Below are 22,575 nucleotides of genomic sequence, written 5' to 3'. Positions count from 1 at the left end.
ATATGATGAACAGTGAAAATACAGGCTATTCGTTAGCGGCGATCAACGGGAATAATAAAGATAAAAAAGAAAAAGTGTATCTTAAGCCGATGGCCCTGTATGCCCCTGATATCGCCACCCAGGCCGTGGCTGAGCTTATTTCCACGCTGTCGGTGGAAAACGCCGGAGGAAAGGGATTTATATTGACGGTGACCAACAATAATAACGGCGTCTCGGTCGATAGCGAGTTTGCTTCTCTGGCTGAGCTGCAGGATCCGCAGACGGCGGCCGATGCGGTAAAAGATCTGATTAATATTGTCCGCGGCTACGAGTCCGACGAAGAGACTAACGTCTGCGGCTGGTAGTCGTTTGCCGACGCAGAATCGTCAGCTGCCGTCTATCGTCAGCTGACGCTGGACGGTTCTCGGTGGCCTGCGTCAGCCGTATCCCGCGGTATTTAGCGGCGCGTAATATGTTTAACATTGTATTTGTTGGTATTCTGGTAAATATCGGATAAATCAACAATGGTATTGTTATGGGCATAGCTGATCGACTGCACCCGTAGCAGCAGGCTGTTTTGTGGAACCTGTAAGAGCTCTGCTTGCTCCCGGGTGGCCAGAACCGGGGTATAGCTGCGGTGGCTCTCCAGGATGGTGATATTGCACTCTTTCTTGAAATAGTTAAATTTCGATCTCTCCAGATTTCCAACGCTTAGCCAGGGAAAAATCGCCACCGGTATATAGCTGTTCTCAATCAGAATAGGCGCGTCGTCAATCATCCGAATGCGTCTGACGTAATAGACCTTCTCTCCCGGCTCAATTTTCAACTGTTGTGCGATAGCCAAAGGCGCATCGATCATCGTGAACTCAATGACCTTATTGCGATAGTTGGTGACGCCGCCGATGTGCATCTGGTAGTTGAAGCCGTCAAGTTCCCCGCCGCGATAATTGCTCTTACGCGCCACGTATGAACCGCTGCCGTGGCGTTTGACGATCAGCTTCTCACTTTCCAGCAGCGTGAGCGCCTTACGCAGGGTCATGACGGAGACCTGCAGCTCCCCGGCCAGCGCTTTTTCACTCGGTAGCGCATCTCCCACCTCGAATTCATCGCTATTGATGCGATTTTTTAGCCTGTCTGCGATTGTTTTATATATCACTTATAGATTTCTCGTGGTGTGTTCTGTCAGCGGATTATAATTTTATCTTTTTAATAATTAACGTATTTTTATCATTGTGGGGCGTTGTTTTGTCTATGTCATCTATTTATCTGCTTTTACTTATATATCTGTTGCCGCGAGAGAGATATGACTTTCATCACAGATGACGATTTCACCGCTCTGAATTATGTCTGCCGGCGCATAGGCTGAAACGCATGTATCGGGCGCTGACGGCCGATGTGCGGGACAGGGGGTGAGGATGATCGGGGTAAAAAAATTACAGGATTTTTCGAAGGCCATGATTGGGCCGGTTTTGTATCTGCCGGTTATTGGTCTGCTGATTGCGTTGTTTAGTATGACAACCAATAAAATTTGGGTCGCGGAGGAGAGCTCGCTTTATCTGCTGGGGAAATACGTTTCCAGCATGCTCTGGGCCATCATGAACAATCTTGGCTTCTTCTTTTGCCTCGGGCTGGCCGGCGGGCTGGCAAAAACCCGAAAAGCGGAAGCGGCTTTTGTTGCCGCAATGACCTGGTTTATGTACCTGGCGGCGAATAATAGTTGGCTAACCCTGACGCAGCGCCTGGCCGCCGGCAGCAGCAACGCGCAGCTTTACGGCAGCGGGCAAACCTTTATTTTTGGCTTCCAGGTCATTGATATGGGCGTGTTTCTTGGCATCATTCTGGGCTGCGCGGTGGCTTTCATTCATAACCGCTTTGTCGATATCGAGTTTCGCGGCGCATTCTCAATTTATGGCAACAGCAAGCTGGTTCTGATCGTAATGATCCCGCTGGTCGGCGTGTTTGCCATCGCCACGGTGTACGTCTGGCCGATTGTTGAACATGGCATATCGGCGCTGACCGGGGTGATGAAAACCTTCGGTGCCGCCGGCGTTTTTCTGTACGGTTTTCTCAATCGTTTTCTTATCCCGACCGGGCTACACCACCTGATTTGGTCACCCTTTGTCTTTACCTCCATTGGCGGACAGCTGTTGATTGATGGCCAGACGGTGGTGGGGGCAAAACCGATTTTCCTCGCTGAAATTGCCCATAGCGCTGGGCCGTTAAGCGACTCGGCGCGATTTCTCACCTACGGTATGGTGAAAATTTTCGGTACCGCCGGAATGGCCCTGGCCTTTTATACAACCGCCAGGCCGGAAAATAAGCAAAAGTTGAAAATCACGCTGATTCCTTTGATTGTGACTTCATTCCTGGTGGGGATCACCGAACCTTTTGAGTTCTTATTTATCTTTACCGCACCGTTGCTATGGCTGGTTTATTCATTACTGGACGGTTTTTTCCAGATGCTGGCGTGGCTGCTGGATGTGCGGGTCTGCGCCACCAACGGCATTATCGATTTTATTGTTTACAACATTCCGGCGGGAGCGCACCTCACGCGCTGGCCTGTGTTTGTCGCGCTGGGGCTAATGGAAACCGCGACGATGTTTTATATCGGTAAGTTTCTGATTCTGCGTTTCAAAATGCGTACGCCGGGCCAGGATCAGCAGGGGGAGGGGGCTAACCAACCGGCAAGCGTAAGCGCGCCTGACAGGGCTTCCGGCGAGCAGGTCATTCTGGGCCTTGGCGGCAAAGAAAATGTCTGTTCGGTCGAGAACTGTTTTACGCGGCTTCGGGTTGACGTGCGGGACCCCGCATTAATTCAGGAACACATTCTGAAGACCAGCGGCGGTACCAGCGTCATTATCAAAGGCAATCACGTTCAGGTTATTTATGGTTTAGGGGTTAATAAAATCCGTAATGCCGTGAATCGCTATTTAGATGTACATGAATAATGAGGTGGAAGATGAAAAATAAATTCGTTGTAACCATAGCCGGCGGCGGCAGTACGTATACCCCAGGGATTGTTATGATGCTGCTGGAAAATATGGACAGGTTTCCGTTAAGCGAAATTCGTCTCTATGATAATCATCACGATCGCCAGCGCGTGATTGGCGAAGCCTGTGCGATTCTGGTGGCTGAACATTATCCGCACGTTGCTTTTAGCTTCACCACCGACCCGCAGGAAGCCTTTACGGGCGTCGATTTCGTGATGGCACATATTCGCGTCGGCCTCTATGAGATGCGTGAGAAAGACGAGAAAATTCCGCTTAAATATGGCGTGATTGGCCAGGAAACCTGCGGCCCGGGCGGTATCGCTTATGGTATGCGCTCTATCGCCGGCGTCCTTGAACTGGTTGACTACATGGAAACGTATTCGCCGGGCGCGTGGATGCTCAACTATTCCAATCCGGCGGCGATCGTTGCCGAGGCCACGCGTCGACTACGCCCGACGGCCAAAATTATTAATATCTGCGATATGCCGGTGGCTATTGAAGGGTTATTCGCCGATATTCTCGGGCTGAAATCGCGTAAAGAGATGAACGTCCGTTATTTTGGCCTCAACCATTTCGGCTGGTGGACCAGCATTACCGATAAGGCCGGCAACGATTTAATGCCGGCGTTAAAAAACCACGTTGCCGAGCTGGGCTATTGCAGTCCGAAAGAGGATTTTCAGCATAAAGCGCCGAGCTGGATTGAGACCTTCAAAAAGGTGAAGGACGTTTTTGCGCTGGATACCGATACGTTACCCAATACTTATCTGAAGTACTATTTTTATGCCGACTATGAGGTTGCCCATTCAGACCCTGACTTTACTCGCGCCAATGAAGTGATGGCGGGGAGAGAGAAGGAGGTGTTTGATATGGCCAGAGCGATCGTCGCCCGGCAAAGTGCCAAAGAGGCGCATTTCCATGCCGGGGCGCATGCGACCTTTATTGTCGACCTCGCCTGCGCCATTGCCTTTAACACCCAGGAGAGAATGCTGCTGATTGTGGAAAACAACGGCGCTATCGCGAATTTTGACGATACCGCGATGGTTGAAGTGCCTTGCCTGGTGGGCGTTAATGGCCCCGAGCCGCTGGCGATGGGTAAGATCCCGCTGTTTCAAAAGGGGATGATGGAGCAGCAGGTGGCGGTTGAAAAACTGGTGGTCGACGCCTGGGTTGAAGGAAGCTATCAGAAGCTCTGGCAGGCGATGACCCTGTCCAAAACGGTACCCAGCGCTTCGGTCGCAAAAGCTATCCTTGATGAACTGATCGTCGCCAACCGTGGCTACTGGCCGGAGCTGCGCTGAGGTGTCGCCAATGCCCGATGTTTCCCATCGGGCGTTACCGGTATCGCGATGCCGGCGCGATGCTCCGCCTCGCCCGAAAGCGGGTGAAGAAGCTCCGCCACGTTCTCCCTGCCTACCGGCGCCGAGAGGTAGTTGCCCTGAAAGCGGTCGACTCCCAGCGCCTGCAGTTTGTTGAATTTCTCCAGGCTATCTACGCCTTCGGCAATACAGCGGCTGCCGGTCAGCTGGCAGTAGAAGATAAGGCTTCTGATCAGCGCCAGCGCGTGCGGATCGCGCTGCATATCGTTGACGATGCTCATATCCAGCTTGTAAGCGCTGAATCTCATCGTGCGCACCGGAAACATCACGCTGCTTTGCGAGAAGCAATCATCCAGCATGATAGGGAAGCCGCGCTTTTGCAGGCGGGCGATATTTTCGGCGATTTTGCCGTGACCGTTGAGGTCGGTATTTTCAGCAAACTCCAGCACCAGCCTCTGCGACCTGTGCGGCTGACGCAGCTGCTGGCGCGCGGTTTCCATCATGCGAAGCAGGTTCTCGTTGCCGGCGACGGCGGCGGGAATATTCACGGCGAAATAACACTCGCCGGAATGCTGATTAATATTCTGCACCGCTTCCTGAAGGACAAACGCGGTGAGCACCAGCCAGGCATATTCCGAGCGTATTTGCGGTAAAAAATCGCCGGCAGCCAGCACGCTGCCGTTTCGGTTCCAGCGGGAGAGGATCTCCATTCCCTTTATCTGATGGTGTTCATCGGTAATGGGCTGAAATACCGGAAAAATATGGCGGCTGTGGATCGCATGGACAAGTTCACGCTCGAAAGCGGAAAGGGCGGCGATGCTCTCGCTTTTCTGGTCTCTTATCTGGCTGCCGGGAAAGCGGGCGGCCATTTCAGGGTGGTGTTCCACCATTTTTTTTAATCCTGCGGTTCTTTGATTGTAGAGCGTCTTGTGGCTGATGCCGCGGCGTTGAGCCTGAGCGCTGGCGCGGTAGCCGCAGAGTAAACCGAGGATAGCGTCCAGCTCCGGCCGGGTGATCCCGGCGGGGCGCTTGCCGAGGGCTCGCGTTTCATCCTCTGCCAGCTGCTCAAGAGAGGGGTATTCTTCGAGCACGGCGTCGCGCAGCAGCGCCGCCAGGCAGGGGACCGGCAAATCGGAAGCGGCGGCCCGTACGGCGGTAAGCAAACGCCGGTCTGCGACCTGATGCACCAGGGTGGGCCACAGCCAGCTTGCTGGGCTGCGGCTCAGGAACAGCATGGGCAGCGGCGTGGTGGACCGCGCCAGCAGCGCGGCGGCCCGCTTCAGGGTTGCCAGTAGCCCGGCGGGGCCTTCCGGGAGAAACACCACCACGCGGCGAACGCCGGCAGGCAGGGGCGGCGCCTCCGGGGGCAGCACGACGGGCCGGGCTCCTCCCTTCGCTATTATCCCCCTCAGCCCCTCGGCAGCCAGCGAACAGGGCGACAGGATAGCGACGAGCGGCTGCCCGCCGCCGGGGGGCGGGAGATTATTCGTAAACAAAAGTCACTCCGATAATCGACTGCACGTTACCCGCGGTCACCTGCCCGCTGGTGCGCGCGTAGTTGGCGGTTAATCCGAGGCTGACCGCCGAGGTGCCCACGTTGCCTAGCGACACCGTGCTGTTAGCGGGAACGACGCTGCCGTTACGCGTCAGTTGAATGCCCACCCCCTGGGCAGGGGACGCTGAGGCGGTATTGGTAAATATCGAGTTGCCCGCGTTCTCCGTGGTGCCGGAGAGGTAATAGCCGAGATTCTGGTTTTGCGCGCAGTAAACCGTCAGCGGAATGGCGGCGGATGCGGGATATTCCGGCAGCGTCACCGTCACATCGCGAGCAGAAACGTCGCAGCCGCCGGTTGGCACCACGACGTTGTTGTTGGCGTAAATGTTCCACACGAACTGGAAGTCGTCGTTATCCTTGTTGTTGGTCTGACGCAGGATCAGGACCGCGATCAACGACCCGGCGGAAATGGCGACGCCGCCTGCGCTACTGACGGGCGTCAGATAGAGGACGGTAGGCCAGGGGCTATCAACAATGGAGCTATAGGTCATACGCGCCGTTTCGCTGGTGGTTGGAAACGGGTAGCTGGTACCGTTATACCTGACGGTGCCGGAAAAGCTCGACAGCACGCCGCCGTAGGCCGAGCCGCGCTGCAGCGTTACGTAGTCGATCATGGTTTCCGGAAAATCGTTATGACAGAAAATCTGCGTCGAGAGATCCACCACCAGGTTCTGCCCGACGCTGACCGCCGGCGCGAGGTTCACGTAAACATTCGCCGATCCGCCGCCGATGGGGATTGTCACCCCGGCGGCGGTTTTACAGGCGAACGACCAGGCGTTAAGCGACCAGCCCGCCAGCAGCAGCGTTAACAGCAGGGTGATTATCTTTTTCATTACTCTGTTCTCCTGGCTCAGGCGTAGGTATAGGTGACGTTAATCACCGCCTGAATAGTTCCTTGCGTCGCACCGCCGTTGACCGTCAGCGCTCTGACCTGTAGCGGGAAGCTGGCGGACTGGGTGGCGTCGTCGACCTGTACCTCTTTTCTCGCGCCGGTGTTCAGCGTGGTGCCGCCCTCATCCTGCAGCTCAAGCTGGATGTTGCCGGCGGTACCCTGGTTCTTGTAATAGCCGGTGGCGTCCGCCGTACCGCTGAAGCTGGCGGTGACCCGCGACGTGCCGACCGGGCAGTTGCTCAGGGTGAGCGCCACGCTGTGCCAGGGCGAAGCGGCGCCGGCGGAGACCAGGCTAAAGGTATAGAGATCGCCGAGATCGACGGTGGCGTTAACGGTGGAAACGGTACAAGGTTTGGCCACCACTTTGCCGTTAACGGTAATGGTGACGTCGGCGGCCTGTAGCGTCGGGGAGGACGCCGCCAGCATCGCGGCCAGCAGCCATCCGGAATAGGTCGGGTTCATCAGCGCCTCCGGTTACTGAAATTCAAGCGTGAATGTTGCGGTTGCATTAACGTGTCCGGCGGTCACCGGTACCCGGGTGGCCATCAGCCGGGCGTAAAAGTTCAGCGTGTTGGTCTGGCCGGGGGTCAGCGTGGTCCAGGGGATCGCTGACGATGCGGCATTGAGCGGCAGCGCCGTCTGCTGCGCGTCAAGGATCTGCACGCCCATCCCCGCCGCCGCTGAGGCGCCGCTGTCGAGCTGTAGCAGGTCGGTATTGATGCTGTCGGCAACGCCAACAAAGCCGACCTTCACCGCGGTAACCGAGCTGCCGCAGGGCGACAGCACGATACGAAACGGCACCAGCGGCGTGGTTGCCCCAACCGCATGGAACTGCTTCGCGGCGTTATCCATCAGGTCGACGGTAAAATCTTTCGACTCACCCGCCACGGCGCAGGCGTTATCCCGAACGTAGCCGCTGATGGTGATGGTGCTGTCCGCCGCGCCGGCGTTGTTGACCGCCAGCGATACGAGGGCGCTCAGCAGATACAGGGTTTTTCTCATCATGGTCTCCTTAGCGGCACTCGGCGGACAGCGGGATCAGCATCTGGTTCTGTTTTTCCGGCGGCAGGCTGTAGTCAGCCTCGCAGCTGGCGTTCGGACCTTCGCCCCATTTCGCCCGCACTTTGCCCGCCAGCGGCATCCCGCTCAGGTAGACCTGGCCGTTATCGGCGACGATGCTGCTGGCCTGGCTGCCGTCAGAAGTCACCAGCGCGCCGAAGGGAACCGGCTTACCGTTGTAGATGAGCGACATCAGCAGCTTGAGCCCGACGTGGGCCTTAAATTCCGCGCGGACAATGGCGCCGTGGGTCGGCACCACGCTGGCTACCGCATCGTCCAGGTCGACGTTATCGGCCAGGCTGTTGGTGTCCAGCGCCACCCGGTTTTCCCGGTATTCGGTGGCGTAGGGCAGCACGGCGTAGCCGCGCCAGTCGGTCTGAACCCCGGTCTGGTTTTCCACTTTGACGTTGTCTGCGCCGGGGGCTTTGATCAGCACCACCGTGTCGTTCATCGGCTGGCTCAGGGTGACGCCGTCGGCGTGGGCCAGCACGCCGCCGCTCAGGCCGTAGTACAGCTGTTTGATGCCGTCGCTGCGGCTGTAGCCGACGTTGGCGTTGCCGTAGCCGCCGCGGTAGTTCAGCGCCGCGTAGCCGGTGCCTCCGCTGTTGCCCTCACCGCCGCCGGCGTGGCCGGTCTGCATGCTGTAGCTCAGGTTGTTGCCCTCCAGCAGCGTGCCGTACAGCCCGGCGAGGCTGGTGGTTCTGCCGTTCAGATCGTTGGACATGCTGTAGCTGGCGCTGGCGTGGCGCCAGGCCGATTTGCTGTCGGAACGCAGCCAGTGGCTGAACGGAATATTGACGTTGACCGCCAGCATCTGGTCGCGCCCCTGCTGCCAGGCGTTTTTGGTCAGGCTGTAGCTGAGCGTCCAGTTGATATCGTCGATGGCGGCGTTGAGTCCTGCCTGGAGCTGCTGATCGGCCTTGCCGGTGCCCCAGTAGGTCTGGTGGCTGCCGCTCAGGTAGAGCGTGGCGGTGCGCCCCAGCTGCTGGGTGACGCTAAGCTGCACTTTGCCGCGCTTGTTGTAAGCGAGGTTGTAGTAGTCGGTGAATTTAGGCTTCACTTCAATCACCCCGTCCTGGGTCTCGACGTTGTAGCCGCTCATCCGGCTGTAGGTGGTATCGGCGAAGCTGAAGTAGCCGCGCGTCGAGTAGCGGTAGCCCACCAGCTGAATATTGGTGCCGGTATCCGTCAGCGACTTGTTATAGAGGAAACGCACCGACTGCCCCTGATGCTCGCTGTCATCGGGCAGGGTGGCGTTGGCCTGGGTGATATCCAGCGACAGCGCGCCCAGGTCACCCATGTTTTTCCCCACGCCGAGGTTAAAGGCGCGGTAGCGGTCCGCCAGCTGGGTGCCGCCGTACAGCGTCCAGCCCGCCGGAAGGCCGTGCAGCAGGGTGCCCTGGAAGAACTTCGGTTTCTCCTGCTGATTGCTGCCGCTGCGGTACTCACCGGCGGTAACGGCATAGCGGGTATGGCCCTCGCGCTGGAGCACCGGAACGGACGAGTAGGGGACGGTGAACACCTGGCTGCTGCCGTCGGCCTCTTTGATGGTCACCTGCAGGTCGCCGCCGTTGCCTGCGGCGTAGAGATCGTTGATGGTAAACGGGCCGGGCGGCACCGTGCTCTGGTAGATCTCATAGCCGTTCTGTTTGACCGATACCTGAGCCGTGCCCCGGGCAATCCCGTGAATGACCGGGGCGAACCCCTTCTGGCTGTCCGGCAGCATATTGTCGTCGGAAGCTAGCTGCGCGCCGCGGAAGTTAATGCCGTCAAAGACGTCGCCGTTGGTGTAGCTATCGCCCAGCGTGAGGCGCGAGCGCAGTAGCGTAATATCACGCTCAAGCCACGAGTTGATATGCTGCCATTTGTTTTCATTGGTCGTCGAACTGCCGCTGCTGCTGTAGCTCCATGTGGTGTTGTCGCGCAGGCGCCAGGCGCCGAGGTTCAGCCCGCTCTGCAGGTTCAGGTACGCGTAGTTGCTGCTGCCGCCGACGTCGTTGTGCACGTTGTTGCCGGTGAAGTTGTAGTTCAGTAGCCCGGCGTTAATTCCGTGGTCCCAGAGCTCAGGCGGAATATAGCCGCGGGCGCGGTTGCCCATAAACGCCTGGGGCACGGTCAGATACAGCCGCTGCTGCCCGGCATCAAAGCGGGTGGTGGCGTCTTTGATCATCTCGGTTAGCGGTACGCAGGCATCCGCCGCCAGCACGTCGATTCCGGCAATGGCCGCGGTATTCACGCCCATGCTGGCCAGCTGTCCGCGGGTCAGGCAGGGGGCCAGTCCGTGGCCCTTTTCAGCGGCATTAAAGGTGATATCGCGGGTGGTCATATACCCGTCATTCAGGTAGATATCCGCGCGATAGGTACCCGGCGGCAGCTCCTGGCCCTTTTCAAAACCGGACAGATCCGCCACGGCGGCGGGATCGTCCGCCAGAAAGCGTGGGTTGAAATAGAGCTCCGCCTGCGCGTAAAAAGCCGGTGAGGAAAGTAAAAGGGCAAGAGGGATCTGCGCGAATACGCGAGCAGATCCTGGAGTCATTCGCCGGGAGCCCAAGTGGTCGAGTCCATATTTCAGATGTGACATAGTCCCTCCGGTCCAAAGTCGCCCGGCCATCGTTATTTTTTTCGTTCAGGGGGAGAGCGCTGCTCCCCGGTCAGTTACTGCATGACGCCTTTCATACGCGGGGTGAGTGCGCCGTAGTCGTTAATCGTCCGGTATGTAATCTCGCGACCTGCATCGGACGGTAAACTGACGCTGGCTTCGCCCATCGGCGGGACCAGCGCATTTTTCAGCACCCGGGTTCCGGCGTTGAGCTCGGTGACCGTCTGGTAATAAGGGGTTGGGTTAATCAGCGTGAGTGAGCTTCCGCTGCGGCGGAACTTCAGCTTTTCCGCGGCCTGATCCGGCGGTAGCGCCAGTTTGGCCGGGCGGTAATAAAGCTTGATACGGCTGATAATCGCCAGCTGTAGCGTGTTTTCGCTGAGCTTTGATTTATCCATCGATGGAATTGCTTTGACGTTCATCCAGAACAGCGTTTCCCGGTCCTGCGGCAGCCGGCCGTTGGTGGCATCGAGGATGCGCAGAGTATTCTCTTTCTTCCCCTGCATGGCGAACAGCGGCGGGGTAATGACAAAGCTCCCGTCTTTCGCGCCATCGGCGTTCTCTACCCATGACTGGATCAGATAGGTGCTGTCGTCGTTATTGGTCACCGCCAGCTGAGCCTGTTTTTGCCCGGCCGGATAAATCACGCGGGTCGCGCCCAGCGCCACGCCGGCCTGCGCCTGAGCGGTAAAACCGGCGGTAGAGAGCAGCAGGAGTCCTGCCAGTAAACCGCGCATCCCGCGCGTGGTAGCCCGTCTATTTTTCATGCTTATCTCTTTCTTTCTCACGGTGAATTCCTGTTACCGGCGCTGATTACTGGTAGGTCAGGGAGAACCAGGCCTGAGCATTTGCCGCTCCTCCGGTGACCTGATTCCCGGTGGAACGATATTTGGCGACAAAATGCAGCGTCGTTGGCCCCGTGTGCAGCTGCGTCCATGCCCCTGCGGGCGCATTGAGCGGGATCTGACTGCCGGTTTTATCAAACAGGGCAACGCCAATGCCGGTCGCGATCCCCGGACCCTCGCCAACCGAGAGGACGTCCGGATTTTTACCATCGGCGACGCCGTGAAACGCCACGCCAACGCGCTGGCTCACGGCGGTACTGCACTCCTGCAGGTGAATATCGAAGGGAACGGGATTGGTGTCCTCCCCGGCCGAATGAAACCGATTGCTGCTGATTTGCCCCATCTTGACCGTCATCTGCCGGTCGCCCGCTTCAACGCGACAGGACTCGGCAATGACTATCCCCTGAAAGCGCATGTTCCCGCCGGGCAGCATGGTGTCCCACTGGTTTCCTGCCAGCGCCAGCGGTGGGAGCAATAAAATCAACAGACCAGACTTCATTCTTTGCATCGTTATCACCCTTACTCTTATTCGGATAACGGGCCGTCCTGGCCCGACGCGCTTCCCTGCCTGATGAAAAAAATACTCGTACTGCACTTTAAAGGTGGCGTCAGCGTTAGCGGTACCGGCAGTGGCTGCGGCAGTCGCGTAGTAGCGAGCCTGGAACGGGATAACGTTGGTGCCATCGTTCAGCGTGGTTTGCGCGCCGAATGCGGCGCCATCCAGCGCCAGCGGGGTACCGGTACGGTCAAGGATCTGTACGCCGACGTTAGTCGCGCCGCCCGCGGCGGAGTTCTGCAGGGCCAGTACCGTTGGGTTGGCGCTGTCAATCGCCGTGCCGGTAAACGCGACGGAGGCTTTGGTGGCGACGGTGGTATCACAATCATTCAGCTGGATATTGAAGCCGACAGCCGTGCTGGTGTTGCCTGCGGTCGCCAGCTTTGCAGAACGAACCTGGCCTAACTGAACGGTCTGGTCGATAGAACCAGCATCAACCGCGCAGGCCGCGTTAACCACTTCCCCTTTAAAATGCACCGTACCGCCGTTCACCGTAACGGTATCGGCCAGAGCCGCAGCAGAACTCAGGGACAGTGCTGAAATAACGATAAGTGCTAATTTGTTCATGATAAAACTCCTGTTTATGAATAATCCTGAAGCTATGCTTCACTTAAAAAAACATTTATTGTTGAAAAATAACTTTTGAAACGTAATCCTGTTTTTACAACCTAATTTATTCATCAGGTTGCGGCGGTGCGTATAAATAGTCTTAAGTTTCACGCCAAACTCTTCTGCGATCTCCTGGTTGCTTTCCCCTCTGCTTAACATGCTTAACATCTGCTTTTCACGCAGGCTTAGCCGGTACTTTGTATGATAATTTCCTGAGGTTTCTTTCTTTAAAAAGAAATTCAGGATGCTTCTGGTATTACTTTTTTTGTCCAGTACGGTTATTTTTTCAAATAGCTCGGACTTATAAAAAGCTAAGTCGCTGGATGCGAAGGCAACAATGTTTTTATTTGAAAAATAAATCCACTCCGAACCCGAAAGGTCGTTAGAGTCCAAATCTATAATCAAAAAGAAATTGTCAATAAACTCTACTCCAAGCAGTTCAATCAGGCCCAGAGTGAAATATTTATCCTTAGATAAAATATTAGTTGATAGATTCATATCTGAACGCGATCTCATCCTTGGGTTGACCTTTAACTCATCGTTAATAAAACCATTCAGCGAATTGAGAGTAATCTAACATCACCCGTCTCAATGAGGCATGCAGCTGAGGCTCTAAAAGATGTAACCACTACAAAGTTATCATTTTGTGGGTGTTTTGTTTGTGATTTTCATTGTAAATGGCGTTAAAGGTTTATAATTTGTTTTTTTTTAGGTTTTTGTAAATTAAAAATGATAGGGTTGAGTTATCATTAAGCTCTAAACAATAGGCACACTCTTTGTATTGGAATTTTCTTAGGGAACATTCCTTGATAAACGTCTGACATCTTTATCTTTAGCCAATCAGATTTCTTTTTATCTGCCTTTGTATATCCCTATAGAGGTGTCCGGATTCTCGCTTTTACGCTGTCTTCAGGACGCTAATTCAGGCGGTGAAAATATCATCCCTGGTCATTTCATGTATCAGGTAGTTAATTGCGTGATGGTATTATTTAATCATCATTTATCTCCTCGGTTCTCACAGCTTCAGGACGCGTTCAGCTCATACATCCCGAATGATGTTCTGGTGGTCTATATTGTTTCAGGCGCAAGGTTAGCTCAGATGGGCCTGGTTACGCCGTGTGTTTCGATGAAGGCAATAATAGCATTGTGTTTTTTTTTAGTTATATGTATTCTCTTTTATTGGTTTTTAGGTGTTAAAGTTCAATTTACAATAAAGTTAAGGTTATTATCAGTATAAAATACTGCGCATGTGCCTGATGTGCGGATTGTGTGCGACTGAGGATTATTTGTAAGGCTGGTTTATGATCTACAAAATTCAAGGAACGATCCATTTCAGGAGCGATGACGGGCTGATATGGCTCGATGAAGACTCATGCGTCACGCTGACAGCCACCACAAGCCGCCTGCTTAAGTTCCTTTTAGACCACAGGGAGCATGTGGTTTACAGGAACGAGATACTTGAAAAAGTCTGGGATGCGCATGGGCTGCGGACCTCTAGCCATAGCCTCAATAAATATATTTCTGACCTGAGAGCCATCTTCAGGAATATGGGCTGTGTCGAGGAGATTATCGTTACCGTGCCCCGGGTTGGGTTTATGGTGTCCGCGAGCATACTGATTGAGAGGGTGGATAATTCAGCCCCCGTCATACGTAATGAAAACGATGCGGAAGCTATTGCGTTAAGCAGCAGCGGCTGTACACATAAGGGAACACGTAAATTTTCTGCGGGATGGGCAAAAAAGTCTGGCTATGCGCTGCTTGCGCTATTTGTGTTGGTTATCCTTTTCTGGAGCGTGAGTGCCGACCGATATCGCCTGATTTTTGCGGCCGGCCAGGATGAAGGCTATTATCTGGGAAGCATTGATTCTTGCCCGGTCAGAACTTTTAACGCCATACCGAATGAGCAACAGCAAAAGATGATGGTTCTGGTCCGCCAGCTGATCGCAAAGCAGAAAATGGTGTGCTTAGGCAACAGCGTTTTTTACTTTAATATTTCGGAATCTGTATTAAAAGCCAATGAGGGAAGGATTTTTTTGGCCCACTGTATCTACTCAAAAATAAAACCAGGTGCGCTGTATTCATGTGAGAACTACTATAGGCCTGATTATGAAATTCCTGAATAACGTTAAGGTAAAAAGCGTTTATGTTCTATTGTCAATTTTATTTGCTGTTTTTGTTTGCGGCTGGCTGATAAATCATTTTCATCAGCAAAACGATTTTGATTGTTCCGCAAATTTGCGAATTGAATCGGGCTCATTTGGCTTTGATGCAAACTTTAAAACTTTCTTGCTGATGCGGGGAAATAACAGCGGTTATTTTGACGTTTCCGGAAAAGTGATAGTCGATAACGTCAAGTACAATGTCGAAAGATCGTATCATTTCATCTATGCAAAGAAAGCTAATAACATTTACCACTTAACCCAAACGACCATCTCGAAGCGGAAAGCCGACAATATGATCGAGGGAATGATGCAAAAAGTCTTTTTTAGCCCCGATCCGGACTCGGGACGCTATATTAAGATACAAAAGATGAAAAATGGCTGGATCGTCCGCAGCCTGTACTCACCCTCGTTTATTTGCGTAAACAATTGATATTAATAAGTTATGGGGTTTTTCCTCTGTTACAGCCAGAGGAGTGAGGCGGTTGCAGAACGCGTGCGGGGGGTTACTAAAGAAGACGATCTGGCTGAAATGAGAGAGTAAGAAAGCAAAAAGCCCGCTCGAAAGCAGGCTTCTTAAATTTGGCTCCTCTGACTGGACTCGAACCAGTGACATACGGATTAACAGTCCGCCGTTCTACCGACTGAACTACAGAGGAATCGTGTGAACGGGGCGCATATTAACGATGACCATTCCCCTTGTCAAAGCCTGAATCACCTTAACTTGTTCGTTTGCTGACAATTTCAGCAGAGTGCCTGTTTTTACGGCATCGCGCCGCCGGGTGCACCGTTGCGGTGCATTTATACCCCTAATGGGGCATACCGCAATCCGCTTACCGGGCAACAAAATCGCGGTTTGCTATCAGTATCCCTTATTACGCGGCCTGCAGCGGCATTTGCGTCCCTGCAAAAAAGCTGGCAAGCAAATTGCAAAACCTTCTGCATCTAAACGGCCAGTGTTGGTACTGGTGTTCCTTACAGGAGGCAAAATGAACTTAAGACGACTGAAGTATTTTGTGAAAATCGTCGATATCGGCAGTCTGACCCAGGCCGCTGAAGTCTTGCACATCGCACAACCGGCGCTGAGCCAGCAGGTTGCGACCCTGGAAGGCGAGCTGGACCAGCAGCTGTTGATCCGCACCAAGCGCGGCGTGACGCCGACCGAAGCGGGCAAGATCCTTTACACCCACGCCCGGACTATCCTGCGCCAGTGCGAGCAGGCGCAGCTGGCGGTTAACAACGTCGGTCAGACGCTAAGCGGCCAGGTGTCAATTGGGCTGGCTCCGGGCACGGCGGCTTCGGCCATTACCATGCCGCTGCTGCAAACGGTGCGTAACGAGCTGCCGGAAGTTATGGTCTATCTGCAGGAAAGCAGCGGAACGATCCTCAACGATAAGCTTATCGACGGTCAGCTGGATATGGCCGTGCTCTATGAACGTTCCCCGGTCGCCGGGATCGTCAGTCAGCCGCTGCTGAAGGAAGATCTCTACCTGGTCGGAACCCGGGATTGCCCGGGGCAGAGCGTGGATTTGACGGCGGTTGCGGAAATGAATCTGTTCCTGCCGCGTGATTACAGCGCCGTTCGCGCAAGGGTCACCGAAGCCTTCACTCTGCGTCGACTGTCGGCAAAAATTATCGGCGAAATTGAATCCATTACCACCCTGACGGCGGCTATTGCCAGCGGCATGGGCGTCACCGTTCTGCCTGAGTCCGCCGCCCGTTCGCTGTGCAGCGCGGCGAATGGCTGGATGGCGCGCATCAGCACGCCGTCAATGAGCCTGTCGCTGTCGGTCAATATGTCGGCACGCGGCAGTCTGTCGCCGCAGGCGCAGGCGGTTAAGGAAATTTTAATGTCGCTGGTGAGCCGTCCGTCGCTGGAAAACCGTGAATTATTGTTAGTCAGTTAGGCTATATTCCTGAATGGAATAAGTTGCTGGTTTTTATTATTTGTTAGCAGGGACAACAGACTTTAACAATAGTGCATATGTTATGTCTGATAGCCCGGAGGAAAGGGTGAACTTCCAGCAACTCAAAATTATTCGTGAAGCGGCCCGTCAGGATTACAACCTGACGGAAGTCGCCAATATGCTCTATACATCGCAATCGGGCGTCAGCCGTCATATTCGTGAACTGGAAGAAGAGCTGGGGATCGAGATTTTTATCCGCCGCGGCAAACGCCTGCTGGGGATGACGGAGCCGGGCAAAGCGTTGCTGTCGATTGCCGAGCGTATTCTGAATGAAGCCAGCAACGTTCGTCGCCTGGCGGACCTGTTTACCAACGATGCGTCCGGCGTCTTAACCATCGCCACCACCCACACCCAGGCGCGCTATAGCCTGCCGCCGGTGATCAAAGCCTTCCGCGAACTCTTTTCCGACGTGCGTCTTGAATTAGTTCAGGGGACGCCGCAGGAAATTGAAGCGCTGCTGCACAACGGCGGCGCGGATATCGGCATCGCCAGCGAGCGCTTGAGCAACGACCCGACGCTGGTGGCTTTCCCCTGGTTCCGCTGGCACCACAGCCTGCTGGTCCCCAAAGATCACCCGCTGACCCAGGTGACGCCGTTAACCCTCGATGCCATCGCCCGCTGGCCGCTTATTACCTATCGCCAGGGGATTACCGGGCGTTCACGTATTGACGAAGCCTTTAACCGTAAAGGGCTGATGCCGGATATCGTATTAAGCGCTCAGGACTCCGACGTTATCAAAACCTACGTCGAGCTGGGGCTGGGCGTAGGGCTGGTGGCGGAGCAGTCAGGCGACGCGCGGGAATCTGATACCTTTACGCGTCTCGATACCCGCCATCTGTTCGATGCCAATACCGTCTGGCTGGGCCTGAAGCGCGGTCAGCTGCAGCGAAATTACGTCTGGCGCTTTATTGAACTGTGTAACGCGGGGCTGTCGCTGGAGGAAATTAAACGTCAGGCGATGGAGCCGGAAGAGGCCGCAATCGATTATCAGATTTAGCAGGATGATAAATCGGATATGAAAGAGTAAACGAAGCTATAATTCATTCACGATTATCGCCACAAAGGAAGGGAAATTGTGCGGCGTGTGAAACTGCTTTGTTCTCTTATTATGATCCTCACCAGCCAGAGCGCTCTGGCGGTGAGCTATCCGTTGCCGCCGGAAGGAAGCCGCCTGGTGGGCAGCCCGCTGACCATCACCATTCCGCAACACAATACCCAGCCGCTGGAGGCCTTCGCCGCTCAGTACGGTCAGGGCCTGAGTAATATGCTTGAGGCCAACCCCGGCGTCGACGTGTACCTGCCGAAGTCGGGCTCCACGCTGGTGGTCCCGCAGCAGCTTATCCTGCCCGCCACGGTTCGCAACGGGATCGTGATCAACGTGGCCGAAATGCGTCTCTACTACTATCCGCCCGATGGCACAACGGTTGACGTTCTGCCGATTGGCATTGGCCAGGCAGGACGCGAAACCCCGCGTAACTGGGTCACCGCCGTGGAGCGTAAGCAGGAGGCGCCGACCTGGACGCCCACCGCCAATACCCGTCGTGAATACGCCAGCCGTGGCGAAAGCCTGCCCGCGTTTGTGCCCGCAGGGCCGGATAATCCCATGGGCCTGTACGCGATTTACATCGGCAGGCTCTACGCGATCCACGGCACCAACGCCAATTTCGGCATTGGCCTGCGCGTGAGCCAGGGCTGCATCCGCCTGCGTAACGACGACATCAAATACCTGTTTGATACCGTTCCGGTCGGGACGCGCGTGCAAATCATCGACCAGCCGGTGAAGTATACCGCCGAGCCGGACGGCAGCCTCTGGGTTGAAGTTCACGAACCGTTGTCGCGTAACCGCGCGGAGTATGAATCGGACCGGAAGGTGCCGCTCCCCATCACGCCGGCGATTCAGGCCTTTGTGAAGGGCGAGGGGGTGGATGTGAATCACGCGGAGCAGGCGCTTGAACGCCGTTCAGGGATGCCGGTGGAGATTGGTCGTGCAGCACTGCACGCCGGTAGCGGTTTTTAACCCTTTCCCTCACGCCAGGCGATTTCTTCCATCAGGATAACGCGCCCGTGGTTGCCGGGCGCTATCGGTTGCCGTGGCGATTCACGTTCAGGGTTTAGCTTCATCGCATTGAGCTGATGCTTTAGCTAAAGGGATGTTTTTTAAAGGCGCTATGGGTTTCAAATAATTCAGCAACGGACCGGATATGATTAAAGTCTCCCGCATGAACCACGTGAGGGATCGTTGACTGAATAAAGGTCCAGATAACCGTACTCGTTACGGCCACCTGATCGGGAACCGCGGCCGCCGGACGCTCCTCCAGCAGCCTGTTCCACTCCCTGCAGGCAGCCAGCAGCTGAGTCGTGATGCGCGCTATCCACGGATTATGCTGCTTTTCCGCCGGGCGCAGATTGTGTTCATAGACATTTTGTACCGCCTTTTCACCCGCGGCGAGAATAAAGCCCAGCGTTTGCAGATCGCTTGCCAGCGCGTCCGGCGCGACCGGCAGCAGCTTGCGCCCCGGGGCGGCCTGGGCTTCAAAATAAGAGAGTATCAGCGACGAATCCATCAGGCGAATTCCGTTATCCAGCACCAGCGTCGGCGCTTTGACCGCAGGGTTTATCCTGGAAAAGGCTTCAAAGCTGCTGAATACGGACAGCGGGTGACTTGCAAACTCGACGCCGTAGAGTTCAAGGGAAATCGCCACACGCCTTACATAAGGCGAATCCATCATGCCAATAAGCTTCATCATGATTCCTGTTTTCCTGTGCTGGTGAAATAGGCTGGGGTTAATGCTTCATTGCCGGCGGTGAAGAAACAGTACAGTAAATTCGTCATGGCGAATATCTTCAGTATCTTACGGGTTGGGTTAGTATTACTGACAGATTGTGGGTCACGTTTTACGCGTCAGGTTGTGGGAGCGGTAACATGGCGGATTTTCCCCCTATTGCGAGTTTACGTAGTTTTGAAGCCGTGGCGCGTCTTGGCAGCGTGACGCTGGCGGCGAAAGAGCTACACGTTACGCATTCAGCCATCAGCCAGCAGATTAAAGTGCTGGAGGAGATGGTCGGCCTCAAGCTGTTTATCCGTCACGGCCGCGGCGTGCAGATTAATGAAGAAGGGCGGCTCTATGCCTTACAGGTCCGCGAGGCTTTGCACCATATTGCTGATGCCACCCGGCTGGTGCAGGTCAACCCACGCAGGCAGGAGCTGACCCTGGCGATGGTGCCCTCGTTCGGCTGCCACTGGTTGTTGCCTCGCCTGGAACGATTTCGGGAGAAATACCCCCATATCTCGCTGCGAATACAGGCGAGCCTGGCGATAACCAGCATGCAGCAGGAAGGGGCGGATTTGGCTATACGCATGGGAAAAGGCGACTGGGAAGGAACGGAGAGCCATTACCTTTTCTCCGATCAGCTTATCGTTGTGGCCGCGCCAACCTATAACGGCGGCGTGCTCCCCCGTACGCCGTCAGAGATAGCGAAGAGCAACATTATCTTTTCCATGGAGTCGTGGAAAGCATGGTGTATCAACGCGGGGCTTGAAAGAGAGATTGTGCCAGGCGGTTTGTGCATCAACGACTCAAACCTGGTGCTGGAGGCCGTCCGGCTCGGTAAAGGTATCGCGCTGGAACGCCGCTCTTTAGTTCAGGATGCGCTCTCCAGAGGTGAGCTGGTACAGCTTACGTCTTTCACCGCCCCTTATCCGTGGCCTTACTGGCTGGTTTCATCGCAGGGCGCAGAGCAGAAAAACGAAGCCGTTCTATTTAAGGCCTGGCTTGATGAGGAGGTTACCGCGTGGCGCCAGCAAACTGGCGCGGTGGAGGAGAGATGTGCGCGAGACGGTAAATCTTAGCTCCCGCCGGAAAGGCGGGAGAATTTATAGCAGGATGTTACTTATCGATTAAATGAAAATCACCCTGGGTATATCTTAATCCGTGAATATTGTCAGGGGTAAAGATGCGATCGATGAGTTTAATATCCACATCGGAAATAGCCAGGCTGGCTGCGCCGGCATTATCCTGCAAATGCGCGATTTGGCGCGCGCCGGGAATGGGGACGATATCATCGCCTTTACTCATCACCCACGCGAGAGCGAGCTGGGCCAGGGTAGAGCGATATTTATCGGCCACATCCCGCAGCTGGCTGAGTAGCTGCTGGTTTTTCCGCATGGCATCGTGCTGGAAGCGAGGAAGATTGCGCCGAAAATCATCCTCGGCGAAGCCGGACCGATCGGTGATTTTGCCGGTTAAGAATCCACGACCCAGCGGGCTATAGGGCACAAATCCTACCCCTAATTCGCGGCAAGTTTTAAGAATGTTTTCTTCCGGCTCGCGGGTCCAGAGAGAATATTCAGTCTGAACGGCGGCGATCGGATGAACTACACAGGCCCGGCGTAAAGTATTGGCAGAGACCTCGGAAAGTCCGATATGGAGAATTTTCCCTTCCTTGACCAGATCTGCCATTGTTCCCACTACGTCTTCAACGGGGACGGTGGGATCAACGCGGTGCTGATAAAGGAGATCAATAGTCTCGACGTTGAGACGTTTTAGGGAGCCTTCTACCGCTTCGCGGATATGTTCAGGACGGCTGTCAACGCCGGCCATACGCTCAAGCCCCTGACCGCCAGGAAGAATGCGGAAACCAAATTTGGTCGCAATCTGTACCTTATCGCGAACGCCTTTGATTGCTTTTCCGATCAGCACTTCATTCTCAAATGGGCCATAAACTTCTGCGGTATCAAGGAAGGTGACGCCCAAATCAACCGCAGCGTGAATGGTGTTAATTGCCTGCGACTCTTCGGCTCCGCCATAGGCAAAACTCATTCCCATACAACCCAGACCTAATGCCGACACCTGAAATTTATTCTTTCCCAGATAACGTGTTTCCATTTTATTTTCCTCACTCGTACAATGTGCTGAAATATATACTTCCCTTTTCCACTCACAACAATTAATCTCTTTCTAATGCAGTATTTTACGGATGTTAACAATGAAAAATATTCCCGAATTGCAACATGTAGAAATGCTTATTCTTATTGTGAAGCATGGAAGTTTTCGTCAGGCAGCAAAAGAGTTGAATATTTCTCCACCAACGTTAACTATTGCCATAAATAATCTGGAAGAGAAACTGGGCGCGAGGCTTTTAAATCGTTCTACGCGCAGTCTTTCTCTGACCGCTATCGGCCAGGAGTTTCTGAATGACGTTACTCCTGTGCTCAATGACTACAGGCGGGTGATTGATAACCTTAATGAGCACAGAGCAAAGCCGGAAGGGGTGGTGAGACTAAATTTGCCACGCATTGTGCTGGATCTCTTCTTTCAACGTTACTTCGCACCGTTCAAAAATGAGTATCCGGATATTAAACTTGAGTTATTCACCACGGACAGAAAAGTCAATATTATAGATTCAGGATTTGATGCGGGTATACGCTATACGCAAGATGTGCCTAAAGATATGATTGCCATACCCTTTGGAGAGCCGCTATCTCTTATTCCAGTGGCGAGTGCGGATTTTATAAAAAAATGCGGCGCACCCTCTTCACCAAAAGATCTCGTTAATTTCAGATGCATTAATCGTTGCTTTCCAGGTGGGGATCTGTACCGCTGGGAGTTTATTAGCGCTACGGGCGTTATAACGGAAGTGGCTGTGAAGGGCGATCTGGTGATGGATTCCGATGCGGCGATGATACAGGCTGCGGAATCCGGATTAGGTATTGCCTTTGTATATGAGAATCTGGTTCAGGATAAAATTAACGAAGGCGGGCTTGTCCGCTTACTGTCTGATTATCGTTATCCTGCCGATCATTTTAATATTTACTATCCGAGCCGCAAACATATCCCGGTCCCCCTGAGAACATTTATAACATGGATGATGTCGATGAATAAAAATATCCTGCAGCAATAGCATGTGAAACGGCGGGTGAAAATAGACGGGATGAAAAACTGATTTTATCACGCTCTTTTGTATTGTCTGTACGCCTGACGCTTCTGCGGCTTTATCGTCCGGTCGCCATCCCGCGCCATTAACGCTGCCCGGTTCCGGGGCTGCACGG

General features: G+C 54.4%; 21 protein-coding genes, 1 tRNA gene and 1 pseudogene. 10 read left to right on the top strand and 13 right to left on the bottom strand.

Translation table 11 applies throughout. From position 1 onward, the window contains the following. Positions 1–5 precede the first annotated feature (5 nt). Positions 6–344 carry a DUF1869 domain-containing protein gene (locus tag MKleb_RS17680; protein WP_217076759.1) on the top strand — a complete coding sequence of 113 codons (339 nt, stop codon included), beginning with the start codon at positions 6–8 and terminating at the stop codon, positions 342–344. Between the two features lie 92 nt (positions 345–436). Here the strand turns inward: MKleb_RS17680 and MKleb_RS17675 are convergent, their stop codons facing one another. Continuing rightward, complete coding sequence (locus tag MKleb_RS17675) at positions 437–1,135, bottom strand: GntR family transcriptional regulator (protein ID WP_047723388.1); 699 nt, start codon at positions 1,133–1,135, stop codon at positions 437–439. A 259-nt stretch (positions 1,136–1,394) separates the two neighbouring features. Between MKleb_RS17675 and MKleb_RS17670 the strand changes: the two genes are divergently transcribed. Together MKleb_RS17670 and MKleb_RS17665 are read left to right on the top strand one after the other, a co-directional pair. Further along, positions 1,395–2,927, top strand: coding sequence for a PTS transporter subunit EIIC (locus MKleb_RS17670; RefSeq protein ID WP_163586144.1), 1,533 nt, complete (start codon positions 1,395–1,397; stop codon positions 2,925–2,927). A gap of 11 nt (positions 2,928–2,938) precedes the next feature. After that, a complete protein-coding gene (locus MKleb_RS17665) occupies positions 2,939–4,267 on the top strand; it encodes a 6-phospho-alpha-glucosidase (RefSeq protein WP_032720300.1) in 1,329 nt (442 codons plus the stop codon). Here MKleb_RS17665 and MKleb_RS17660 read toward each other — a convergent pair. The 9 genes and pseudogenes from MKleb_RS17660 to MKleb_RS17620 form a co-directional block, all read right to left on the bottom strand. Beyond that, positions 4,246–5,781 (bottom strand): EAL domain-containing protein, encoded by a 1,536-nt coding sequence (locus MKleb_RS17660; protein WP_196587672.1) that lies wholly within the window; start codon positions 5,779–5,781, stop codon positions 4,246–4,248. The two genes, MKleb_RS17665 and MKleb_RS17660, sit on opposite strands and share 22 nt — an antisense overlap. Beyond that, on the bottom strand, positions 5,768–6,673 hold the full coding sequence (locus tag MKleb_RS17655; protein WP_163586145.1) for a fimbrial protein: 906 nt from the start codon (positions 6,671–6,673) through the stop codon (positions 5,768–5,770). Before MKleb_RS17655 ends, MKleb_RS17660 begins: the two co-directional genes overlap by 14 nt. A gap of 17 nt (positions 6,674–6,690) precedes the next feature. Continuing rightward, the gene (locus MKleb_RS17650; RefSeq protein ID WP_025106063.1) at positions 6,691–7,194 is read right to left on the bottom strand and encodes a type 1 fimbrial minor subunit FimG; all 504 of its coding nucleotides are present in this window, start codon (positions 7,192–7,194) and stop codon (positions 6,691–6,693) included. 12 nt (positions 7,195–7,206) lie between these two features. Beyond that, positions 7,207–7,734: a type 1 fimbrial adaptor subunit FimF gene (locus tag MKleb_RS17645; RefSeq protein WP_163586155.1), complete on the bottom strand. Its 528-nt coding sequence runs from the start codon at positions 7,732–7,734 to the stop codon at positions 7,207–7,209. Positions 7,735–7,744: 10 nt separating this feature from the next. Next, on the bottom strand, positions 7,745–10,372 hold the full coding sequence (locus MKleb_RS17640) for a fimbrial biogenesis usher protein (protein WP_163586146.1): 2,628 nt from the start codon (positions 10,370–10,372) through the stop codon (positions 7,745–7,747). Between the two features lie 74 nt (positions 10,373–10,446). Beyond that, a complete protein-coding gene (locus MKleb_RS17635) occupies positions 10,447–11,157 on the bottom strand; it encodes a fimbria/pilus periplasmic chaperone (protein WP_014229991.1) in 711 nt (236 codons plus the stop codon). 46 nt (positions 11,158–11,203) lie between these two features. Then, positions 11,204–11,743, bottom strand: coding sequence for a type 1 fimbrial minor subunit FimI (locus MKleb_RS17630; RefSeq protein WP_014838896.1), 540 nt, complete (start codon positions 11,741–11,743; stop codon positions 11,204–11,206). Positions 11,744–11,818: 75 nt separating this feature from the next. After that, a pseudogene (fimA, locus tag MKleb_RS17625) lies at positions 11,819–12,358 on the bottom strand (type 1 fimbrial major subunit FimA); the annotation flags it as partial. Positions 12,359–12,397: 39 nt separating this feature from the next. Continuing rightward, a complete protein-coding gene (locus MKleb_RS17620; RefSeq protein ID WP_009653324.1) occupies positions 12,398–12,898 on the bottom strand; it encodes a helix-turn-helix transcriptional regulator in 501 nt (166 codons plus the stop codon). 803 nt (positions 12,899–13,701) lie between these two features. On the opposite strand from MKleb_RS17620, the gene MKleb_RS17615 reads away from it, so the two are divergent. Next, positions 13,702–14,523, top strand: coding sequence for a winged helix-turn-helix domain-containing protein (locus MKleb_RS17615; RefSeq protein ID WP_025106066.1), 822 nt, complete (start codon positions 13,702–13,704; stop codon positions 14,521–14,523). Continuing rightward, positions 14,507–14,992, top strand: a complete 486-nt coding sequence (locus tag MKleb_RS17610) for a hypothetical protein (protein ID WP_014229986.1) — start codon at positions 14,507–14,509, stop codon at positions 14,990–14,992. Before MKleb_RS17615 ends, MKleb_RS17610 begins: the two co-directional genes overlap by 17 nt. 150 nt (positions 14,993–15,142) lie before the next feature. Here MKleb_RS17610 and MKleb_RS17605 read toward each other — a convergent pair. Continuing rightward, positions 15,143–15,218 (bottom strand) — tRNA-Asn (locus MKleb_RS17605). A gap of 330 nt (positions 15,219–15,548) precedes the next feature. On the opposite strand from MKleb_RS17605, the gene nac reads away from it, so the two are divergent. The 3 genes from nac (at position 15,549) to ldtA (ending at position 18,543) form a co-directional block, all read left to right on the top strand. Further along, positions 15,549–16,466 carry a nitrogen assimilation transcriptional regulator NAC gene (nac, locus tag MKleb_RS17600; protein WP_004852321.1) on the top strand — a complete coding sequence of 306 codons (918 nt, stop codon included), beginning with the start codon at positions 15,549–15,551 and terminating at the stop codon, positions 16,464–16,466. A gap of 106 nt (positions 16,467–16,572) precedes the next feature. Then, on the top strand, positions 16,573–17,523 hold the full coding sequence (cbl, locus tag MKleb_RS17595; protein WP_014229985.1) for an HTH-type transcriptional regulator Cbl: 951 nt from the start codon (positions 16,573–16,575) through the stop codon (positions 17,521–17,523). A 78-nt stretch (positions 17,524–17,601) separates the two neighbouring features. Beyond that, on the top strand, positions 17,602–18,543 hold the full coding sequence (gene ldtA, locus MKleb_RS17590; protein WP_025106067.1) for a L,D-transpeptidase: 942 nt from the start codon (positions 17,602–17,604) through the stop codon (positions 18,541–18,543). Between the two features lie 121 nt (positions 18,544–18,664). On the opposite strand, the gene MKleb_RS17585 is transcribed toward ldtA, so the two are convergent. Then, positions 18,665–19,270, bottom strand: a complete 606-nt coding sequence (locus MKleb_RS17585; protein ID WP_004852315.1) for a glutathione S-transferase family protein — start codon at positions 19,268–19,270, stop codon at positions 18,665–18,667. Positions 19,271–19,449: 179 nt separating this feature from the next. Between MKleb_RS17585 and MKleb_RS17580 the strand changes: the two genes are divergently transcribed. Beyond that, complete coding sequence (locus MKleb_RS17580) at positions 19,450–20,376, top strand: LysR substrate-binding domain-containing protein (RefSeq protein WP_025106068.1); 927 nt, start codon at positions 19,450–19,452, stop codon at positions 20,374–20,376. 37 nt (positions 20,377–20,413) lie between these two features. Here MKleb_RS17580 and MKleb_RS17575 read toward each other — a convergent pair whose 3' ends face one another. Then, positions 20,414–21,412 (bottom strand): aldo/keto reductase, encoded by a 999-nt coding sequence (locus tag MKleb_RS17575; protein WP_109240842.1) that lies wholly within the window; start codon positions 21,410–21,412, stop codon positions 20,414–20,416. A gap of 100 nt (positions 21,413–21,512) precedes the next feature. On the opposite strand from MKleb_RS17575, the gene MKleb_RS17570 reads away from it, so the two are divergent. After that, complete coding sequence (locus MKleb_RS17570) at positions 21,513–22,427, top strand: LysR family transcriptional regulator (protein WP_109240841.1); 915 nt, start codon at positions 21,513–21,515, stop codon at positions 22,425–22,427. Positions 22,428–22,575: the final 148 nt, after the last annotated feature.

The organism is Klebsiella sp. PL-2018 (genome assembly GCF_019048985.1).
GTDB lineage: Bacteria > Pseudomonadota > Gammaproteobacteria > Enterobacterales > Enterobacteriaceae > Klebsiella > Klebsiella michiganensis.
This window is presented reverse-complemented; position numbering and strand designations above follow the sequence as displayed.